Here is a 19,352-nt window from a genome sequence, read left to right on the forward strand (position 1 = left end):
GGTTCAGTTGCGCTATGGTGTCAACGTTCAACAGTTGCTTTTCTCGTGTTGCCAAGGACATGGACGCCCCATGCGAAGAATCCCGTTCTCCTACGCACTCGCCAGCCTGCTCGTGCTGGCGCTGGTGATATGGCTCGCCTTGGGTAACTTCCAGGGCTTTCAAAGCACCCCCCCGGATGCCCCTGATCGCCAGACTGAAGGCCCGAGGGTCGAGGTAGTTGAGCAACAAAGCATCGTCTTTATCCCGCAGCAGGTTACCCAAGGCCAATTGACAGCTGAGCGCGAAACCACACTGCGTGCCAATATAGCGGGCTTTGTGGCCGAGAAGCCGGTGACCCAGGGTAGCCGCGTTGAGTCGGGCGATACACTGTTAGTACTGGATAACGACGCATTGCCCGAGCAACTGCAACAGGCCCGAGACGAGCTGGCCGTCGCCGAGGCGGAATATGCTGGTGCCCGCAACCTGCGTGAGCGGGAACTGATCTCCCAGCCCGAACTATTACGCCTTCAGAGCGCGCTTAGCGCCAGCGCCGCCTCGGTGGCCCAGTTGCAGAAGCAGTTGGATGACAGCCGTCCCACCGCGCCTTTTGACGGCGTGCTTAACCGTGTACAGGTAGAGCTAGGTGATTTACTCCAGCCCGGCGAAGAGTGGGGCCAACTGGTTGATGATCGCCGCTTGAAAGGCGTTGCCTGGGTGTCACAGCAACAGGTGGGCGATTTGAGCGTGGGCCTGCCGGTCACCGCTCGACTGCTGAACGGCGACCACCTGGAGGGCGAGCTGACCTTTATCAGCCACCGTGCAGAAGAAGCCACACGCACTTTCTATGTCGAAGCCACGCTTGATAACCCAGCCGGTAAACGCCTTGCAGGCGGCAGCGCCGAGCTGACTATCACCCTGCCGCCTCGCCAGGTGCATACCCTATCCCCTGCGCTGCTCAGCCTGAATAGCGAAGGGCAACTGGCGGTCAAGCACCTGGATGACAACAACCAGGTGCAGCAGACCGCCGTGGAACTGGTCAGTGCCGATACCCAGCGCGCCTACGTGACCGGCCTGCCCGACCCGCTACGCTTGGTGACATTGGGCGCAGGTATGGCGGACGTTGGCGAAACGGTCACCCCGGTAATAATGGAAGAAGCCACGATTTCACAACCGTTAACTGGCCAGGATAGCGTTCATGCGCCAGTTGATTGATGCCGCGCTAGCCCACAGCCGTACAACACTACTGCTGTTAGTCAGTTTGCTACTGGCAGGTATGACGGCCTGGCAGGTGATCCCCAAGGAAGCCAACCCCGACGTCACCATTCCGATGATCTACGTCTCGCTGTCGCTGGAGGGCGTTAGCCCCGAGGACGGCGAGCGGCTGCTGATTCGCCCCATGGAGCAGGAACTGCGCGGTATTGAGGGGCTGCGTAAATTTACAGCCCAATCCAGCGAGGGGCATGGCTCGATCACGCTGGAATTCGACCCTGGCTTTGACCCTGACACTGCGCTGACAGATGTCCGCGACCGAGTGGATATTGCCCGTAGCGAACTACCTGACGAGGCCGATGAGCCTCGGGTCATGGAGGTCAATGTATCGGAGTTCCCGGTATTGACCATTGGTCTTTCTGGGCAGCTGGACACCCGCGAACGCATGACCGTAGCCCGGCGCCTACAGGAAGAGATCGAAGGCATTGCCGATGTGCTGGAAGTCGATATTGCCGGTGAGCGGGAAGACCTGCTGGAAATCGTCGTCGATCCACTGGTGCTGGAGAGCTACGGGGTTGATTTTGATACGCTGTTCAATCAGGTATCGCGCAATAATCGCCTGGTGGCAGCGGGCAGCCTGGATACCGGCGCGGGGCGCCTGGCGTTAAAAGTCCCCGGTATCATCGAGTCCCTTGACGATGTCATGAATATGCCGGTCAAGGTCGATGAGGACCGTGTGGTCACCTTTGGCGATGTGGCCTGGATCAACCCGACCTACAAAGACCCCGAAGGCTTTGCCCGAATTGACGGCCAACCTGCGGTCGTACTGGAAATTTCCAAACGTGCCGGGGCCAATATTATCGCTACCATTGGCGCTGTGCGTGAAAGGTTAGCCCAAGCCGATGACCTGCTCCCCGACCAGTTGCGCTTCACCACCATTCTGGATGAGTCGACCACCGTTGAGAATATGCTCTCAGAGCTCTTGAACAACGTGCTCACCGCCGTGGTGCTGGTACTGATTGTGGTGGTAGCAGCAATGGGGTGGCGTATGGCCTTGCTGGTCGGGCTTACCATACCCGGCGCTTTTTTGACCGGCATCCTGCTGGTTTGGGCATGCGGCTTTACGCTCAATATCGTGGTGCTGTTCGCGCTGATTCTGGTAGCCGGCATGCTGGTGGATGGGGCGATCGTTGTCAGCGAGCTTGCCGACCGCCACCTGCGCGATGGCCAAGCCCCTCACCAGGCATGGCTTAACGCCGCTTCGCGGATGAGCTGGCCGGTCATTGCCTCCACAGCCACCACGCTCGCGGTGTTTATTCCCCTGCTGTTCTGGCCCGGCGTGGTCGGCCAGTTCATGAAGTACCTGCCCGCCACGGTGATCTTGTGCCTTTTAGCGTCGCTGGCCATGGCGCTGGTATTCTTGCCGGCGCTAGGCCGTTTGTTTACACGTACCGCGGCAGCGTCGAATAGTGCGCCCCCTGAAGAGGCGACGACGTCCTTTGGTCGCGGCTATCGTCACCTGCTGGCCAGGCTGCTCAAGCATCCCGCTTGGGTGCTGTTGATCGCCCTGTTGTTAATGGCGCTGCTGTATACCGGCTATGCGCGCTTCAACCACGGCGTCGACTTCTTTCCCAATGTGGAGCCGGACAGCGCCCAGGTGCTGGTGCGTGCCCGGGGGGATTTCTCTGCGCAGGAGACCGACGCCATCGTGCAGCGGGTAGAAGCCAAGCTATCCGGCATGAGCGAAGTACGTGCGCTTTATGCGCGCTCCTTCGCAGTGCCCAACGAGCAGATGGGCAATGACGTCATCGGCATGCTGCAGTTCCAGTTTATCGACTGGCATGAGCGCCGCCCTGCCCAGGCCATTCTGGACGATATGGCCAAGCGCGCCGGGGATATCCCCGGCATTACGCTGGAGTTTCAGGAACAGGAAATGGGCCCAGGCGGCGGCAAACCCATTGTGCTCGAAGTGAGCGCCACGAATCCTGATGTTGCCGATGCCGGCGTTGACCAACTGACCCAGTTAATGCGCGAGCTGGGCGGCTTTACCGATATTCAGGATAACCGCAGCCTGCCCGGTGTGGAGTGGCGGGTGAACGTGGATCGGGAAGCTGCGGCGCGTATGGGCACCGACGTGACAACCATTGGGAGCGCGGTGCAGTTGCTCACCACCGGCCTTCAGGTAGCAAGCTATCGTCCGCCCGAGGTGAACGATGAAGTGGATATCCGCGTACGGCTACCGCAAAACTGGCGCTCGCTGAATCAGCTTGAGCGCTTGACCATCAATACTCAGCGGGGGCAGGTACCCATCTCGCATTTCGTGACCCTGGAACCGGCCCCTAAAGTCGGCACACTGAACCGCATTGACGGCCGCCGGGCAATCACCATCGATGCCGACCTTGCCCCTGGCTATCTGGCTGACGAGCGTCTGAACGCCCTGTTAGAAGCCGGCAACGATAGTCTACCCGACGGTTTGATGGTGAATGTGGCCGGTGAGCAGGAGGATCAGCAGGAATCAATGCAGTTCCTGGCCAGCGCTTTCCTGATTGCTATCGGTTTGATGGCGCTGATTCTGGTGACCCAGTTCAATAGCTTTTATCAGGCGGGCCTGGTGCTTTCGGCCATTATGTTCTCCACCGCGGGTGTGTTGATGGGCTTGCTGATTACCGGCCAGGCTTTCGGCATTGTCATGGTGGGAATGGGGGTGATTGCCCTGGCGGGCATCGTGGTCAATAACAATATCGTTTTGATCGACACCTACAACGAACTACGCGACCAAGGCATGACGCCCGTCGAAGCTGCCCTGGAAGCAGGCTGCTTGCGCCTTCGCCCGGTGCTGTTAACGGCGATCACCACAGTACTCGGACTCATGCCGATGGTCCTCGGGATCAATGTGGACTTATTCACACCGGCGCTCGGCTTTAACGCCCCTTCCGCCCAGTGGTGGACGCAGATGTCCAGCGCCATAGCCGGTGGGCTCACCTTTGCCACCGCTCTCACCTTGCTGCTGACGCCCTGCATGTTAGTGATTGGGGGGAGATGGCGCTGACACCCAGCAATCAAGCTCGGCGCCTTGATGGTTCCTGATCGCGCAATGAATTGCACTCCTACAAACCCAATACGGGCACATAGCCCCGTAGGAGCCCGACTTGTCGGGCGATAAGGCCATCTAAAAGCGTTAAACGACGGCGGCACGATCAATGATCATCAGGCGGGGGCATTGGAGGTTTCAGGGCTGTGGGCGGCGTGCAGACGGGCAATCAGCTGGTCTTCCAGGGCAAAGCGTTCGGTCAACCCGCGCGCCAGGCGGTCAATCCATGCTGGCAGACGGGCGATGTTCTGCTCGCAACTGGAGGTGCAAGAAAAGTCGGTGTCAAACGACAACACCATTTCCGTCGACATATCCAACCGCTCAAGCAGTTTGTCTGCGATATCAAGCGCACTCTCATCGTTGAAAGCGCGCGCTTCTTCAGCCAACTGCGGGTAAATCTCGAAATGCCCCGCGCTGATGTAATCCATCAGCAATTCACTGAAATGATCAATGCGTGCCTTGCTGACACTTTCGAGTTCTGTGTCACAGGCCTCTTTCAGCTCGATAAAGCTGATTAGTAAGTCGCGGCGCTGCTGCAGCCAACGATCAATCAGACTGTGCACGCCACCCCAGCGCTCCTGGGCATTTTTACAATCTTCGAGCATGGGGCTCTCCTTGCTTGTCGCCGCCGTTAACAAGGCTAGACTCGCTTTTCCACTCTGCGCTGTCAATCCTCATCAGGATGGTTTCCCTCATACCATGATTAAGCCTACTGACTGAAGAGCATGGCACGCTGGCGTGCCAGTACAATCATACGCAACGGTATGAGCAACAGCACCGCAAAACCGATCAGTGTCCACGCCGGCAGCGATAGCCCCAATAAGCTAAAGTCGATATCGGCGCACTCGCCAGAGCCTGTCAGGACCATGGCGACCACCTCCTGCATAGGCAGAACATCGATCATGTAATCCAGGCCTGGACCGCAGGTAGGCACTTCATCAGCGGGCAGCGACTGAAGCCAGACATGGCGACCGGCAATGAAAGCCCCTATCCCAGCGGTCAGCAAGCCGAAAACGCCGTAGACCACCTTGCCACCCCGGCTCGCCGGATTGTGTATCGCGGCTATCAGCAACACCAAACCGGTTGCGATCACCGCAACGCGCTGAAAAACGCATAGCGGGCAGGGCTCAAAGCCACCGATATGCTCAAGCCCCAACGCCACCGCCATCATGACAATACAAAAAACGACGCCCAACAGCGCCGCTGAACGTATGGACGGCGTCTTCATCATTTCTTCTCCGCTGTCAGTGAAGATAGCGCGCGAGATTCCCGTGCATGGGCAAAATAGTCACGTAAAAAGTCATCGAAGCTCACTTTGTCATCGACTTCAATATCGTGCTGTTGCTGATGGGAGGTATCAATCAGCTGGGCCAAGAGCGCCTCGCGTGAGCGCAGCATGGGCTTGGCTTTTAACTCAGCAGCCTGGGCTTGGGCAAGACTTAATAACGTATCACTGAGTGACCCATTACCGGCTTGCAATTGCGCAAGCAACTGCGCCGACGGCGTCAACGAAGGATCCTTGAGGCGCGGCGCCAACGCCTCTAATGACTTCGCATGCGGTGTGCCCTCCTCAACCGCATCCAGCAGTCGCGCCACCTCTGCCATCTCGGCGAATATCTGCTCACCCCATGCGGCCACTGTGGTCGATTCACCATCACGCACCAGCGTCAATGCCGGGTCGCGCCCTCTTTCCACCACAAAACGGCGATTGTCATCGAGCCGATCGCATTCTTCGTCCGAAATCCATGGGCTCTCGCTCAGCAGACACCACATCAAGAAGGTATCGACAAAGCGCATTTGTGTTTCGTCAATGCCCAGTGGATCAAAGGGATTTAGATCCAGACAGCGTACTTCGATGTACTCGACACCACGGGCTTCAAGCGCCTGGCTGGGCGTTTCATTATGCTTGGCGACCCGCTTGGGGCGAATATCGCTGTAGTACTCGTTTTCGATCTGCAGAATATTGGCATTGAGCTGCTGCCACTCGTCGCCCACCTTTACCCCCATTTCTTGATAGTCCGGCCAGGGCGAGGAAATCGCGTGCCGCAGGGTATTGACGTAATTGGAAAGCGAGTTGAAGCAGATTTTCAACTGCGACTGCACCTTGTTCTGGTAACCCAGGTCCGACATGCGCAGCGTGGTCGCGTAAGGGGCATAGTAGGTATCGTCGCTCAGTGGTTTAAGCTTGTCTGGCACCTTGCCGTCGGGCAGGAAGCTCTTGTCCACGGCAGGCGAAGCGCCGAATAGATACAACAGCAGCCAGCTATGGCGTCGGAAATGCCGGATCATACTGAAATAGCGGGTTGAGCGATAATCGTTGAAGGGCACATTGGTCGCCTGTTCCAGCTCACGCAGCGCCTGCCACATATCGTCGGGCAGCGACATGTTGTAATGCACCCCGGCGATAGCCTGCATGATCCGCCCATAGCGAACGTCAAGACCTTTGCGATATACGTGTTTCATGGTACCGACATTTGAGTGGCCGTAATCGGCGATCGGTACACTGTCATTACCCGACAGACGCGATGGCATACTGCCGGGCCATATCCACTCATCCGACAGATGCTGATAGGTGAAGGTATGCAGGTCAGAAAGGAACGCCAATGCTTCGCCTGGCTCTGAATACACCGGCGTGATGTACTCGATCAACGACTCCGAATAGTCGGTGGTGATATGCGGATGGGTCAGTTTCGAGCCCAATGCATAAGGGTGCGACGTTTGCGCAATATGCCCCTGCGCATCGACCCGCAGCCCTTCTTTTTCGAGTCCGCGGCGAAGACGACCGAGGCGACCCAACCGGGCGCTGGGTAGCAAGCGGTCAATCGTGGCCGTTAGTGAAGATGGCACAGTGAGTGGTTCAGGCAAGGTGAACACTCCTTGTCAGTAAGCCCGCGCACGCGCAGGCCTTGGTGGAATCAGGTGGCATTGCCAGCGTCTACCCATCGAGAATAAACAGCAGGATATGGCGGCAGCCGTTCAACTTTCAAGACGCGCGACTATTTGTCCTGTTTGGCTTTAAGCAATGCAGCGCCCAACGCGCCCACCGCTGCGGGCGTTTCGTTAGCCTTTTTTGCCTGCCGCTGGCTGCGCGATGGCTTGCGCGGCTCACTGTCCGCGGAGGAGCGAGCCCCACTTGGTTCGCGTTCCGGCTCATCTTCCAAACGCATGGAAAGGCCTACCCGCTTGCGCGGAATATCCACGCTCATGACCTTGACCGTGACAATATCGCCCGCCTTGACCACGCTGCGGGGATCGTCGATGAAGCGGTGAGAGAGCGCCGAGATATGGACCAGGCCGTCCTGATGAACGCCGATATCCACAAAGGCACCGAAATGGGTCACGTTAGTGACCGTGCCTTCCAGCACCATTCCCTGCGTCAGGTCATTGAGGGTTTCGACGCCTTCACGGAACTCGGCAGCCTTGAATTCAGGCCTTGGGTCGCGGCCAGGTTTATCCAGCTCAGCCAGGATGTCGCTTACCGTGGGCACGCCAAAGCGTTCGTCGGCAAAATCGGCAGGGTTTAATGATTTGAGCGTGGCGCTATCGCCAATCAACCCTCTGACATCCCGGCCGCTTTGCTTCGCCATGCGTTCCACCACGGGATAGGCTTCTGGGTGAACCGCACTGGCATCCAGCGGGTTGTCGGCGTTACTGATGCGCAAGAAGCCAGCGCATTGCTCAAACGTCTTGGGGCCAAGACGGCTGACCTCGAGAAGCGACTGACGGCTTTTGAAGGCACCCTGAGCATTGCGCTGGGCAACCACATTCTCGGCGATGGCGGCGCTCAACCCAGCCACCCGGGACAGCAGCGCACTCGATGCGGTATTCAAATCCACGCCCACCGCGTTGACACAGTCTTCAATGACCGCCTCAAGGCTACGGGACAACTGAATTTGCGAGACATCGTGCTGGTACTGCCCAACCCCAATCGACTTGGGCTCGATCTTGACCAGCTCGGCCAGCGGGTCCTGCAAACGGCGGGCGATCGACACCGCGCCGCGCACTGTCACGTCCAGGTCCGGGAGCTCTCTGGAAGCGTATTCCGACGCGGAGTAAACCGAGGCCCCAGCCTCGCTGACCATGACCTTGCTGAGCCGATGGTCAGGCGCAAGCGCCTTGAGCAACTCCCCTGCCAGCTTGTCGGTTTCACGGCTGGCGGTGCCGTTACCCACGGCAATCAATTGAACGCCGTGCTGCTTGACCAGCTTCGCGAGCACGCCAAGCGCATCATCCCAGCGTTTCTGCGGTGCATGGGGGTAAATCGTTGCCTGGTCGACAAACTGACCGGTGGCATCGACGACAGCCACTTTGCAGCCGGTTCTCAGGCCCGGGTCAATCGCCAGGGTGACTTTCGGCCCCGCCGGTGCGGCCAACAACAGGTCCTTGAGGTTGGCCGCAAAGACGTCAATCGCGGTTTGTTCCGCCGTCTCGCGCAGGCGACCCAACAGTTCGGTTTCCAGCGCCGTGTAGAGTTTGACGCGCCACGTCCAGCGCACAACTTCCACCAACCATTTATCGGCGGCACGGCCCTGGTCGGTGATGCCCACGTGTTTGGCAATCGCCACCTGGGCAGGGTGAATAGGCGCTTCGTCTTCGCCCGGCAGACGAATGGCAAGGCTCAACATGCCCTCGTTACGACCACGGAACATGGCAAGCGCACGGTGCGATGGCACCTTGGCAAGTTTTTCGTCATGCTCGAAATAATCGGCGAACTTGGCACCCTCCTGCTGCTTACCGTCCAGCACGCGGGCGCTTAATTCTCCTTCCTGCCAGAGCCGCTCGCGAAGCTGGCCGATAAGATCGGGGTCTTCGGCAAAGCGCTCCATCAGAATCTGCTTGGCCCCATCGAGTGCTGCCTTGGCGTCTTCAATTGCCGGAATATCGCCCTCTGCAGGCCGCAGATAGCGGTCCGCCTCGCTTTCAGGATCAAGCGATGGATCGCCAAGCAACGCATTCGCCAGCGGTTCCAAGCCTGCCTCACGGGCGATTTGCGCCTTGGTGCGGCGCTTTTTCTTGAAGGGCAGGTATAAATCTTCCAGACGCTGCTTGGTCTGCGCAGTATCAATCGCTGCTTTTAACGTCGCGTCCAGCTTACCTTGTTCCTCAATGGCGGCCAGAATCGCAGTGCGACGTTCTTCCAGTTCCCGCAGATAGCGTAAGCGTTCATCCAACTGGCGTAATTGACTGTCGTCCAGCGCGCCGGTGACTTCCTTGCGATAGCGGGCGATAAACGGCACGGTAGCGCCACCATCAATAAGCTCTACCGTGGCCGTCACTTGTTCGGGGCGAACGCTCAGCTCGTCAGCCAAGCGGGCAATAATTCGCTGATTAACATCCATAAATGACAACTAACTCATGCGGCACTTTTTAGTGCCCACAAGGTATCACAATCCCGCTCTGACTGGCATGAATTGAGACATCAGCGACGCCATCCCCGATCATCCCAGAACGGGCGACGGGATTCGCGCAGAACAGCCTCACGACTCATACCGATATCTTTCAACATGTCGTCACTTAAGTAACGCAATGTATTGCGCTCGTGACGTAGCTGTCGCCAGCGATATAGCCTTTCCCGCCAGGTTACCCTGCAAGGCTTGCCTTCGATCTGCTGGTGCTGTTCGATCTGCTGAGATTCGTCGTTCTGATGGCGCTGTCCGGCTTGGTGGCATGATAGCGAGCATTCCATTTCAATCACTCCTCTCTGGTTAGATCACCCATACGCTCAGCAGGGCGATTTAAGTGTTGAAAGAAGTATTGAACGGTGCCTAAAATCAATCCAACGAATAGTGCTTATAAACAACATCAAGAAGATTGATACCAATGGCAACACTACCCACCATCGACCACGAGCTGCTGCGCACCTTTGTTGCCATTGTGGATCAAGGCGGCTTTACCCGAGCCGCAGCGGCCGTCAACCGCACGCAATCGGCCGTGAGCATGCAAATTAAACGGCTGGAGGAAGACGTGATTCAGCGCCCGCTGTTTGTGCGCCAGAACCGCCAGCTAGTGCTGACCAGCGAGGGCAACACTCTGCTCGGCTATGCGCGGAAAATTTTATCGCTGCAGGGCGAGGCGCTGACGCTGCTCCGCCAGCCCGATATGGTAGGCCGCGTCAGGCTGGGCGTGCCCGATGACTATGTGATGCGCTTTCTACCTGGCATTCTCAGGACGTTTTCCCAGGCATGGCCGTTAGTGGATGTGGATGTGCACTGCGCGCCATCTTCAGTCCTTTCCCAGCAGCCGCAAGGGAGCCTGGACCTGATCATCATGACCCGGGAAATAGGCGACGAGATTGGCACAATACTCAGACGAGAGCCTACCGTATGGGTCGCTGCCGAAAGTCACAGCACCCATTTACAGACACCGGTACCGCTTGCCCTGTTTGAGGCGCCCTGCTTTTGTCGTCGCCATGCCTGCAATGCACTCGACCGTTCAGGCCGGGCTTATCGCGTGGCTTATAGCAGCCCAAGCTTGGCGACGCTGCAGGCGGTTGTGGGGGCAGGGTTGGCGGTCTCTGCCTGGATGCGCAGCCTGGTGACCGCCGAGATGCAGATATTGGGTAAAGAGGAAGGCTTTCCCGAATTGCCGGAAGCCTCCATCGTGTTGCTGCACACCTCATCCACCCAATCACCGATTATCGATAGCTTGGCCGAGCATATTGGGGAAGGCTTCAGGCTATAGCAGCCTGTCGGGCTTGGCCGATCGTCGCGAGAAACACGGATTTTGAGCCAAATTTATCGATCGATTGAGGCGAATAGCGCGCTATTTAACGAAATCGATCGAATAAAGTTGACCAAAATACCGGGATTCGCAGTAGATCAGTGTTAAGTCCGACAGGCTGCTAGGGCCTACCGTCGTCATGCGGCCACAAACCGTAACGCTACGCCGTTATTGCACCAGCGTAGTCCAGTAGGGTCGGGGCCATCTTCAAACACGTGACCTTGGTGGCCACCACAGCGGGCGCAGTGGTATTCAGTGCGCGGCCATACCATTTTGAAATCGAGTTCCGAAAGCAAATGGCCTTCAACATGCTCGAAGAAGCTCGGCCAGCCGGTACCGGAGTCGAATTTCATGGCGCTGGTAAAAAGCAATAGATCACAGCCCGCACAGCGGTACTCACCCTCGCGCCATTCATCGTCCAGCGGGCTTGAAAAGGCGGGTTCAGTGCCATGATCACGCAGTACGTCAAAAGCTTTGTCGGAAAGCCGTTCACGCCACTCCGCTTCGCTGAGTTCAAGTGGTTCGATATCCGGCGCCGCTTCCAGATCGAGCCTTGGAAAACCAAACGATACACCGGGAAGTGCCCCGGCCAGTCCCGTGAAACCGGCAAGGCCTAAAAAGTGACGACGTTTCATGAGTCTGCTCCTGTAGCGATCAAAGACCGGCGAATCGAGTAGGAAGGGGAGTTACCTCCCCTGTCCTCTCACACCACCGGGCATACGGTTCCGTACCACGGCGGTTCATGAACAACGTTTGAGCCATCCTACCGTATCGAGTATCGAGATTAGGCCATGGTCATAAAAGCACTTCCTCGGCAGGGCCTGATTCATGTGCGATGCCCCGGCATTCCACCAGGGGCCTCGCCCATTACCCGCCGATTTCCAAGCTCGGTATGCGTCCAGACCTAGGCCTCGGAGTTTCCGCCGCCGGGTCGCTGGGCGCTTCCATTGCCGCCAGAGCAGGCCGCGTAAGCGGCGGCGTATCCATTGATCCAGCGCTTCCAGCGGGCGCTTTACATCAACGAGGCTGAAGTAGTTGGCCCATCCTCGTAGGACTGGCCTCAACCCTTCGATTACCCGTTGGATGTTACGCCCCCTGCCACGCTTCAGGATCTCCCGGACACGCTGCGTCATACGCTTCAGGCTGGTCTTGGCTAGCGTCAGTTTCGGCTGATTGTGCCGAGTGAGACTGTAGCCTAGATAGCCGCGTTTCCACGGCCGATCCACCGCACTTTTGCGGCGATTGACCGTCAGCCGGAGTGAACTCTCGAGATACTCACTCAAGCTGTCCATGACACGCTCGCCTGCTCGTCGACTTTTGACGTACACCTGAACGTCATCGGCGTAGCGACAGAAGCGGTGGCCTCGGCGTTCCAGCTCCTTGTCCAGATCGTCCAGCAGGATGTTCGCCAGCAGCGGGCTGAGGGGCCCACCTTGAGGCGCTCCTTGGCGTCTCGGTGTGGGCAGGCCGTGCTGGAATATGCCTGCCTCCAGGTAGCGGCGGATCAGGCGCAGCACGCATTTGTCGTCAACGCGTCGCGCCACCCGTGCCATCAGCAGGTCGTGGTTCACTCGGTCGAAGAAGGCTTCCAGGTCGAGATCGACCACCCAGCGGTGGCCGGCGGTAACGTGGGCCTTCATGGACGAGACGGCCTGCTTGGCGTTGCGTTTGGGGCGGTAGCCGTAACTCGACTCGGAGAACATCGGGTCGAAGATAGGCATGAGCACCTGCAGCAGCGCTTGCTGGATCAGTCGGTCTGTGACCGTAGGAATGCCGAGTTGCCGCTCGCCGCCTTTAGGCTTGGGGATCGTGGCCGCTCGGATTGGGCTTGGGTGATACTCGTCGGCCAGCAGCCGCTCGCGCAGCGTTGGCCAGTATTGCTTTAGGTGGTTGGCTAATTGATGCACTGTCATGCCATCGACACCCGGTGCCCCTTTGTTGGCAACCACCTTACGGTAAGCTCGCTCCATGTTCTCCGGGTCAACGACCCGTTCCATGAGCGAGGTTGGCTCCGCTTTCGTCCACGATAGCGACGCCGGGGTCGTCTCGACGCTCACCGGCTGGGGCTCAGGGTACTGCCCCTGCCCCTCTGGGTGAGTGACGGTGTTAGCGTCAGTTTCTGTCTTCATGATCGATCCTCGAGACGTTATCGCCTACTCGCGGTTCTTCATGTTCGGCCCTTGGTGCCGGAGTGAACCGGCACTTACTATGGCCTCTGCTGACGTCTGGTGGTCCATCCCGTCGCCTCTCGACGCCGGTAGCACCATGGCAGACCACCAGACCTCCCAGGGTAAGACGCGCGACCTTCCCGCTTATGCCTGTCGGATTTACGTCATGACGTTCCGTGCAAGTATCGGGCTTTAGTGATTAGTGCCACCTCACCCCGCCATAACGCCTCGTATCCGCTTCCTATTCGTCAGGCCAGCGTTTTGCCTCAGGCTGCCTTCAGATTCCCCCTCGCGGGAGACACCCTTGCCGTCGGCTAGCACTTCCCCTTGCCGGGCGTGCAGGGGACTTTCACCCCCAAGTCATCCTGAGGCACCACCCCCAGGAACAGCGCCAGTTAAGGCGCTGCGCGCCATGCCTGGCGCACACCCAAAAGGGGTAACGCCGTGGCGCTACCCCTTCAGACACTTTAGTGGTGCTTGCGTTCTAAACCTTACAGGCTGGGCCTCAAGATCAAGTCAACTGCGGACCTGCATTCACAATCGCTTGGTTAACGCCTTCAAATTTCTTGAAGTTATCGACAAACTTGGTAACCAACTCTTGCAGGTGACGGTCATAAGCCGTGCGGTCTTCCCAGGTATCGCGTGGATCAAGCAGACTTGAGTCCACGCCGGGTACCGCCACGGGCACATCCAAATTCAGTCCATCAATATGCTTGGTTTGCACATCGCGCAGCACACCGGATTGAATAGCGCTGATAATGGCGCGAGTGGTTGGAATGGAAAAGCGTGCACCGCCCTCACCAAAGGCACCGCCCGTCCAGCCTGTGTTCACCAGGTAAACCTGGGCATCCTGCTTGTCGACACGTTTGATCAGCAAGTCGGCGTATTCGCGCGCCGGGCGCGGGAAAAACGGGGCGCCGAAACAGGTAGAGAACGTCGCCGCCAGCCCTTCAGAAGAGCCCATTTCCGTCGACCCCACCTTGGCGGTATAACCGGACAGAAAGTGATACGCCGCCGCTTCCTTGGAAAGTACCGAGACCGGCGGCAGCACGCCGGACATGTCACAGGTCAAGAACACAATGGCGTTGGGTTCCCCTGCGAGGTTTTCCGACACGCGCTTTTCAATGTGTTCCAGCGGGTAAGCGGCACGCGAATTCTGGGTCAGGCTATCGTCGACGTAATCCGGCTCACGACGGTCATCCAGCACAACGTTTTCCAACACGGTGCCAAACTTGATGGCGTTCCAGATCACCGGCTCGTTCTTTTCTGACAGGTCGATACACTTGGCGTAGCAGCCACCTTCCATGTTGAACACGACACCGTCGCCCCAGGCGTGCTCGTCGTCACCGATCAGGTAACGGGCCGGATCAGCTGAAAGCGTGGTTTTGCCGGTACCGGAAAGGCCGAAGAACAGGCAGGTTTCGCCATCCTCACCCACGTTGGCGGAACAATGCATGGGCAGCACATCGGCGTCCGGCAGCAGGAAGTTTTGCACCGAGAACATGGCCTTCTTCATTTCACCGGCGTAGCGCATACCGGCAATAAGCACCTTTTTCTCGGCGAAGTTAATGATCACACACCCTTCAGAGGAAGTACCGTCGCGGCTGGGGTCACAGGCAAAATCCGCGGCGTTGAGAATCGTCCACTCATCTTTGACGGCAGGATTAAACACCTGAGGCCGCACAAACATGGTACGCCCGAACAGGTTTTGCCAGGCGGTTTCCGTTTGGACCCGCACCGGCAGGTAGTGAACGTCGTCGCTGCCTACGTGCAACTCGGAAACGAAATGCTCGCGCGTGCCCAGATAATCTTCAACCCGCGACCAAAGCGCCGAGAACTTGTCCGCATCAAAAGGCCGATTGACGCTGCCCCAGTCAATGCTGTCACGAGTAGAGGGTTCATCAACAATAAAGCGGTCTTTCGGCGAACGGCCGGTACGAATACCCGTGTTCACTACCAGAGCACCGTTTGCCGACAGGCGGCCTTCGCCACGCGCCACGGCGCGCTCGATCAATTCGGCACTACAGAGGTTAACGTGGGCTTGATGAGCGGCTTGAGTCGTGGTCATGTCGATTCCTGGATTTTCTCGATTACCGGGCGCCACCGACGCCTTAAAGTTCATCCCGGCACGTGGCTGGGCGCTTAAGTCCGGCGCATTATGGCAAAAAGAAAGCCCCCGGAAAACGGGGGCTTGAACCAAATATATTGTAGTTAAACTACAACATTGCCACCATATTTTGTGTTGCGGCGCAGTATTTTTTCAAACACTCGTTTGCCCGATTCGCCCAAGTGACTGGTATGACTAGCGCCCATCAATAGCGTTTGAAACATGGCCATTGACCGGCATGACTACAAAATCAATGGATAGTGGGTGACGGCGCATCAGGGTTATCCAATAAACTTTCAATATCCGCTGCCGTGTAGTGATATTTCGTGTGGCAAAAGTGGCACTGGGTATTGATTTCACCCTGTTCGCGCAAGATATCCCGCAGCTCGACACCGCCCAGCGTCAGCAATCCGCTACTCATACGCTCGCGAGAGCAGGTACAGCCAAAGCGCAGCGCTTTCGGCTCAAAGACGCGCACGGTCTCCTCATGATAGAGCCGATACAACACTTCACGCTGCTCAAGACCCAGCAGCTCTTCGGATTTGATGGTATCGGCCAGATGAACGCTGCGTTCCCAGGCATCCACGTCCTGATTCTGCGAGGCGTCCGGCAGGCGCTGCAGCAGCAAGCCCCCTGCCCGCTCACCGTCTGCGGCCAACCATAGCCGTGTGGGCAACTGCTCCGACTGGCTGAAATAGGCCTCCAGACAGCCACTCAGGGTATCGTGGTCAAGCGCAACTACCCCCTGATAGCGATTGCCCCCACGGGGGTCGAGGGTAATCACGATCTGCCCGTCACCGACCAGATCACGGAAGCTGGCGTGTTCACTGGGCAAAGCGCCACCGTCGGCAATACGGGCAATGGCCCGCAACTCGCCACCCGGGTTGGATTCCGCCATTAACAACGACAGCTCCCCCTGACCACGAACCTCTATGCTAAGAGTGCCGTCCAGCTTCACGGTATCAGTCAGCAGCGCAACGGCGGCCAATAATTCGCCCAGCAACTGGTTGACCGCAGGTGGGTAGGCATGACGGTCAAGCACTTCATGGTAGGCGTTGGATAGCGTCACGATCTCGCCGCGCACATTGGTTTGGTCAAACAGGAAACGTTGGATTTGATCAGACATAAGGAAACCGTTGGGGAAAATAAAAAGGAACCAGCGAGCGGGGAGCTCACCCCCCTTGCTCGCGTTGAAAACGCTGGATATCGCGACGCTGTTTTTTGTCAGGACGCTTGATCGGATGTTGCATGACTTCGTTGTTTAATCGCCGTGCCTCGGCCTCACGGGTACGGTGCTCAACGCTTTCCTGGGTTTCGGCGTACAGTTTGCGGGCTTCGGGAGCGCCCTTCCGCTGATCTGACAGCGCGATCACTTCCACTTCGTACACGTCCCAGCCCTGGGGCACCTTGATCAGTGCACCCAACTCGACGTTTTTGCTGGTTTTGGCGCGGGTGCCGTCGTATTGCACCTTGCCACCTTCGATGGCCTTCTTGGCCAGCGCGCGGGTTTTAAAGAACCGCGCGGCCCACAGCCATTTATCCAAGCGAACGCTATCGCTCATTAACGCTCTCCTCGCTGCTCAAGCACGCGGCAGCAGTTGGGCAAATCGGTCCAGTGCGACAAATTCCTCAAGCGCCTTTTCAGGCCGCTGGCTATCGGGCTGCTTGATGCCCATCAGATAGCGGATACCAAAGGTCCGGGCGCTGGCAAGCACGTGAGGGTTGTCGTCGATAAATAATGTTCGCGCGGGATCGAACGGTTCGAGCGCCTGCAGCGCTGACCAGAAGGCCTGCTCTTCTTTTGCCGCACCGACGTCTTCTGATGAGATGATGGCGTCCAGGTAGTTTTCCAACCCCGTGAGCGGCAGCTTGAGAGCCAGGCTGGCCCGATCGGCGTTGGTTGCCAGTATGACGCGGGGATGGGCTTGCTTCAGCCAGGTCAGAAAATCCAGGGCGTCGCCGCGCAGACCGATCAAGTGCTGCACTTCTCGCTTGAGGGCGACGATATCGACGCCAAGTTCGCGGCTCCAATAGGCCAGGCTGTACCAGTTGAGCGTGCCCTGCTCGCCGATGATACGGGCGCGCAGAGTGTCTTGGGTTGCCTCGTCCAACTGGTGAAGTTCAACGTAGCGGCGTGGCAGATGTTCCAGCCAGAAATGGCTGTCGAAGTGCAAATCCAGCAGCGTGCCGTCCATGTCCAACAGCACGGTATCAATTTCACTCCACTCGATCATTGCCACTCCCATCGTGAAAGTTATAAGCGTGCTATTGTAGCCTAACTACCGTTTACCAGCCATGGAGGCCCGATGTCCCAATACGACTCAACCGCCGATCATACCTCGCCCGGCTACCTGAAAAGACCGCAAATCATGGCGCGCAATACCGTCGCACAAAGTCGCTTGTTTCAGGTTGAAGCGCTTGACTTGCGCTTCTCAAACGGCGAGGAGCGTCAGTTTGAGCGCTTGACCGGCGCCGACAGAGGCGCGGTGATGATCGTCGCCATGCCCGACCCGGAACACGTATTGTTGATCCGTGAATACGCGGCGGGCTTCGAGGATTATGTACTGACGCTGCCCAAAGGCCTGGTTGACCCCGGTGAAGATATCGTCACCGCGGCCAACCGGGAGTTAATGGAGGAATGCGGTTTCGGTGCGAATCACCTTGAGCCACTCGCCGAGCTTTCCCTGGCACCCAACTATATGCGCCACCGGATGCAGGTACTGCTGGCGACTGACCTTTATCCCAAGCGCCTGCCCGGCGACGAGCCCGAGCCATTAATCGTTGAGACCCACGCCCTGGAGGAGCTTCCCGCCTTGTTAATGCGTGAGGATTTTCATGAAGCACGGGCAATCGCTGCGCTGTACATTGCCCGCGATAAACTGCGTGAAGATAAACGCAATAGCACGACGAATCTGCTTTAACACAGGACGACCCGCCGGCCGTCCCAGTCTTGCTCCGTGCTTAGAGATGATTTTTCAACGAAATCCAGCGCCGTTGGCGATGGCTATCAAGACCGGCTTCAAGAAGTGACATGCTGCGCAGCGCATCTTCAATACTCACCGGCAATGGCGCTTCATCGAGAAGCGCACTGGCAATGCCCTGGTAATACGCCAGGTAATCGCCATGCTGGGTGGGGTATTCCTGGCGTACCAGTGGGGCACTTTCTCCCTCGCCTTCCCGCAGCGTCAGGGTGCCGTGCTGGGTATCTTCGCCCCACTGGGAGGCAGGCAATTCACCGGCTTTCAAGCGATCTTCCTGAGGGTCCAGGCCGTACTTGACGAAACTTCCCTGGGTACCGTGAATCCGAAAGCGTGGCGTGGGTTCAGCCACCAGAGTGCCCGCCGCAAGGGTGACGCGAACTCCCTCATAATCAAGCAGGGCAAGAAAGTCGTCATCGGCCTTGGCCCCCTCGCGCAACGCGTCCAGCTCCAGCAAAATGGCGTTGGGCATGCCAAACAGTTCACAGGCTTGATCCAGAAGGTGAGGCCCCAGGTCATACCAGATACCGCCGCCTGGCGTCGCCTTTTCCCGCCAGCGATCGCGCACTTCAGGCCGGAAACGATCAAAGTGCGACTCAAACCCGGTCACACGCCCCAATGTCCCCGCCTGGAGCAGCCCCTTGACGGTCAAGAAGTCACTATCCCAGCGACGGTTATGAAATACCGACACCATCCGCTCCTTGTCGGTCGCTAATGCTTTTAGCTGCTTGGCTTCAGAGAGCGTAACGGTAAAGGGTTTATCGACCACGACATGCTTGCCCGCCGTCAGGGCCGCCTTGGCAAGCGGAAAGTGGGTGTCATTGGGCGTGGGAACCACGATCAGGTCGATATCCTTGCGCTCGCATAACGCCACCGTTTTGCTTTCGACCTCGACATCGGGCAAGTCGGCACGTACTTTTGCCGCATCGCTCGAGGAGACAGCGACCAGATCCAGACCTTCGGTCGCCTGAATCAGTGGAGCATGAAACGTTTTGCTGGCAAAACCGTAGCCCACAAGGCCCACATTAATACTCGACTTCATTGCATTCCTTACTGGTCAATACAGGCGTTTATTGATTTTGGCATGAGCACCCCGAGC

General features: G+C 57.9%; 17 protein-coding genes. 5 read left to right on the plus strand and 12 right to left on the minus strand.

The window, feature by feature from the left end:
• Positions 1 to 70 precede the first annotated feature (70 nt).
• Both IT895_RS11805 and IT895_RS11810 read left to right on the plus strand, forming a co-directional pair.
• Entirely contained in the window at positions 71 to 1,192 is a 1,122-nt protein-coding gene (locus IT895_RS11805) for an efflux RND transporter periplasmic adaptor subunit (RefSeq protein ID WP_199283556.1), read from the plus strand.
• Positions 1,176 to 4,238 (plus strand): efflux RND transporter permease subunit, encoded by a 3,063-nt coding sequence (locus tag IT895_RS11810; RefSeq protein ID WP_199283557.1) that lies wholly within the window; start codon positions 1,176 to 1,178, stop codon positions 4,236 to 4,238. The genes IT895_RS11805 and IT895_RS11810 overlap by 17 nt, the downstream gene beginning before the upstream one ends.
• Before the next feature lie 158 nt (positions 4,239 to 4,396).
• On the opposite strand, the gene rsd is transcribed toward IT895_RS11810, so the two are convergent.
• From rsd to IT895_RS11835, 5 genes are all read right to left on the minus strand, one after another.
• Positions 4,397 to 4,885, minus strand: coding sequence for a sigma D regulator (gene rsd / locus IT895_RS11815; protein ID WP_085920230.1), 489 nt, complete (start codon positions 4,883 to 4,885; stop codon positions 4,397 to 4,399).
• Between the two features lie 104 nt (positions 4,886 to 4,989).
• Positions 4,990 to 5,508, minus strand: coding sequence for a disulfide bond formation protein B (locus tag IT895_RS11820; RefSeq protein WP_199285476.1), 519 nt, complete (start codon positions 5,506 to 5,508; stop codon positions 4,990 to 4,992).
• The gene (gene gshA / locus IT895_RS11825) at positions 5,508 to 7,145 is read right to left on the minus strand and encodes a glutamate--cysteine ligase (RefSeq protein ID WP_199283558.1); all 1,638 of its coding nucleotides are present in this window, start codon (positions 7,143 to 7,145) and stop codon (positions 5,508 to 5,510) included. Before gshA ends, IT895_RS11820 begins: the two co-directional genes overlap by 1 nt.
• A 131-nt stretch (positions 7,146 to 7,276) precedes the next feature.
• The gene (locus tag IT895_RS11830; protein WP_199283559.1) at positions 7,277 to 9,619 is read right to left on the minus strand and encodes a Tex family protein; all 2,343 of its coding nucleotides are present in this window, start codon (positions 9,617 to 9,619) and stop codon (positions 7,277 to 7,279) included.
• A gap of 80 nt (positions 9,620 to 9,699) precedes the next feature.
• Positions 9,700 to 9,966 carry a DUF1127 domain-containing protein gene (locus IT895_RS11835; protein ID WP_199283560.1) on the minus strand — a complete coding sequence of 89 codons (267 nt, stop codon included), beginning with the start codon at positions 9,964 to 9,966 and terminating at the stop codon, positions 9,700 to 9,702.
• A 134-nt stretch (positions 9,967 to 10,100) separates the two neighbouring features.
• Here IT895_RS11835 and IT895_RS11840 point away from each other — a divergent pair, with 134 nt between their 5' ends.
• Positions 10,101 to 10,961 (plus strand): LysR substrate-binding domain-containing protein, encoded by an 861-nt coding sequence (locus tag IT895_RS11840; protein WP_085920252.1) that lies wholly within the window; start codon positions 10,101 to 10,103, stop codon positions 10,959 to 10,961.
• A gap of 176 nt (positions 10,962 to 11,137) precedes the next feature.
• Here the strand turns inward: IT895_RS11840 and msrB are convergent, their stop codons facing one another.
• Positions 11,138 to 11,635: a peptide-methionine (R)-S-oxide reductase MsrB gene (gene msrB / locus IT895_RS11845; protein ID WP_085920226.1), complete on the minus strand. Its 498-nt coding sequence runs from the start codon at positions 11,633 to 11,635 to the stop codon at positions 11,138 to 11,140.
• A 105-nt stretch (positions 11,636 to 11,740) separates the two neighbouring features.
• Positions 11,741 to 13,129 (minus strand): group II intron reverse transcriptase/maturase, encoded by a 1,389-nt coding sequence (gene ltrA / locus IT895_RS11850; RefSeq protein ID WP_199283554.1) that lies wholly within the window; start codon positions 13,127 to 13,129, stop codon positions 11,741 to 11,743.
• Here ltrA and IT895_RS11855 point away from each other — a divergent pair.
• Positions 13,128 to 13,364 (plus strand): hypothetical protein, encoded by a 237-nt coding sequence (locus IT895_RS11855; protein WP_199283555.1) that lies wholly within the window; start codon positions 13,128 to 13,130, stop codon positions 13,362 to 13,364. The genes ltrA and IT895_RS11855 overlap by 2 nt on opposite strands.
• A gap of 315 nt (positions 13,365 to 13,679) precedes the next feature.
• On the opposite strand, the gene IT895_RS11860 is transcribed toward IT895_RS11855, so the two are convergent.
• From IT895_RS11860 to yrfG, 4 genes are all read right to left on the minus strand, one after another.
• Positions 13,680 to 15,236 (minus strand): phosphoenolpyruvate carboxykinase, encoded by a 1,557-nt coding sequence (locus tag IT895_RS11860; protein ID WP_199283561.1) that lies wholly within the window; start codon positions 15,234 to 15,236, stop codon positions 13,680 to 13,682.
• A gap of 289 nt (positions 15,237 to 15,525) precedes the next feature.
• Positions 15,526 to 16,401, minus strand: coding sequence for an Hsp33 family molecular chaperone HslO (gene hslO / locus IT895_RS11865; protein WP_085920224.1), 876 nt, complete (start codon positions 16,399 to 16,401; stop codon positions 15,526 to 15,528).
• Between the two features lie 46 nt (positions 16,402 to 16,447).
• Entirely contained in the window at positions 16,448 to 16,837 is a 390-nt protein-coding gene (gene hslR / locus IT895_RS11870; protein ID WP_199283562.1) for a ribosome-associated heat shock protein Hsp15, read from the minus strand.
• Positions 16,838 to 16,855: 18 nt separating this feature from the next.
• Positions 16,856 to 17,509, minus strand: coding sequence for a GMP/IMP nucleotidase (gene yrfG / locus IT895_RS11875; RefSeq protein ID WP_085920463.1), 654 nt, complete (start codon positions 17,507 to 17,509; stop codon positions 16,856 to 16,858).
• 72 nt (positions 17,510 to 17,581) lie between these two features.
• Between yrfG and nudE the strand changes: the two genes are divergently transcribed.
• A complete protein-coding gene (gene nudE / locus IT895_RS11880) occupies positions 17,582 to 18,196 on the plus strand; it encodes an ADP compounds hydrolase NudE (RefSeq protein ID WP_085920462.1) in 615 nt (204 codons plus the stop codon).
• Positions 18,197 to 18,236: 40 nt separating this feature from the next.
• On the opposite strand, the gene IT895_RS11885 is transcribed toward nudE, so the two are convergent.
• Complete coding sequence (locus IT895_RS11885) at positions 18,237 to 19,295, minus strand: oxidoreductase (protein ID WP_199283563.1); 1,059 nt, start codon at positions 19,293 to 19,295, stop codon at positions 18,237 to 18,239.
• Positions 19,296 to 19,352: the final 57 nt, after the last annotated feature.

The sequence above is a fragment of the Halomonas sp. A40-4 genome (assembly GCF_015767635.1).
Lineage (GTDB): Bacteria > Pseudomonadota > Gammaproteobacteria > Pseudomonadales > Halomonadaceae > Vreelandella > Vreelandella janggokensis.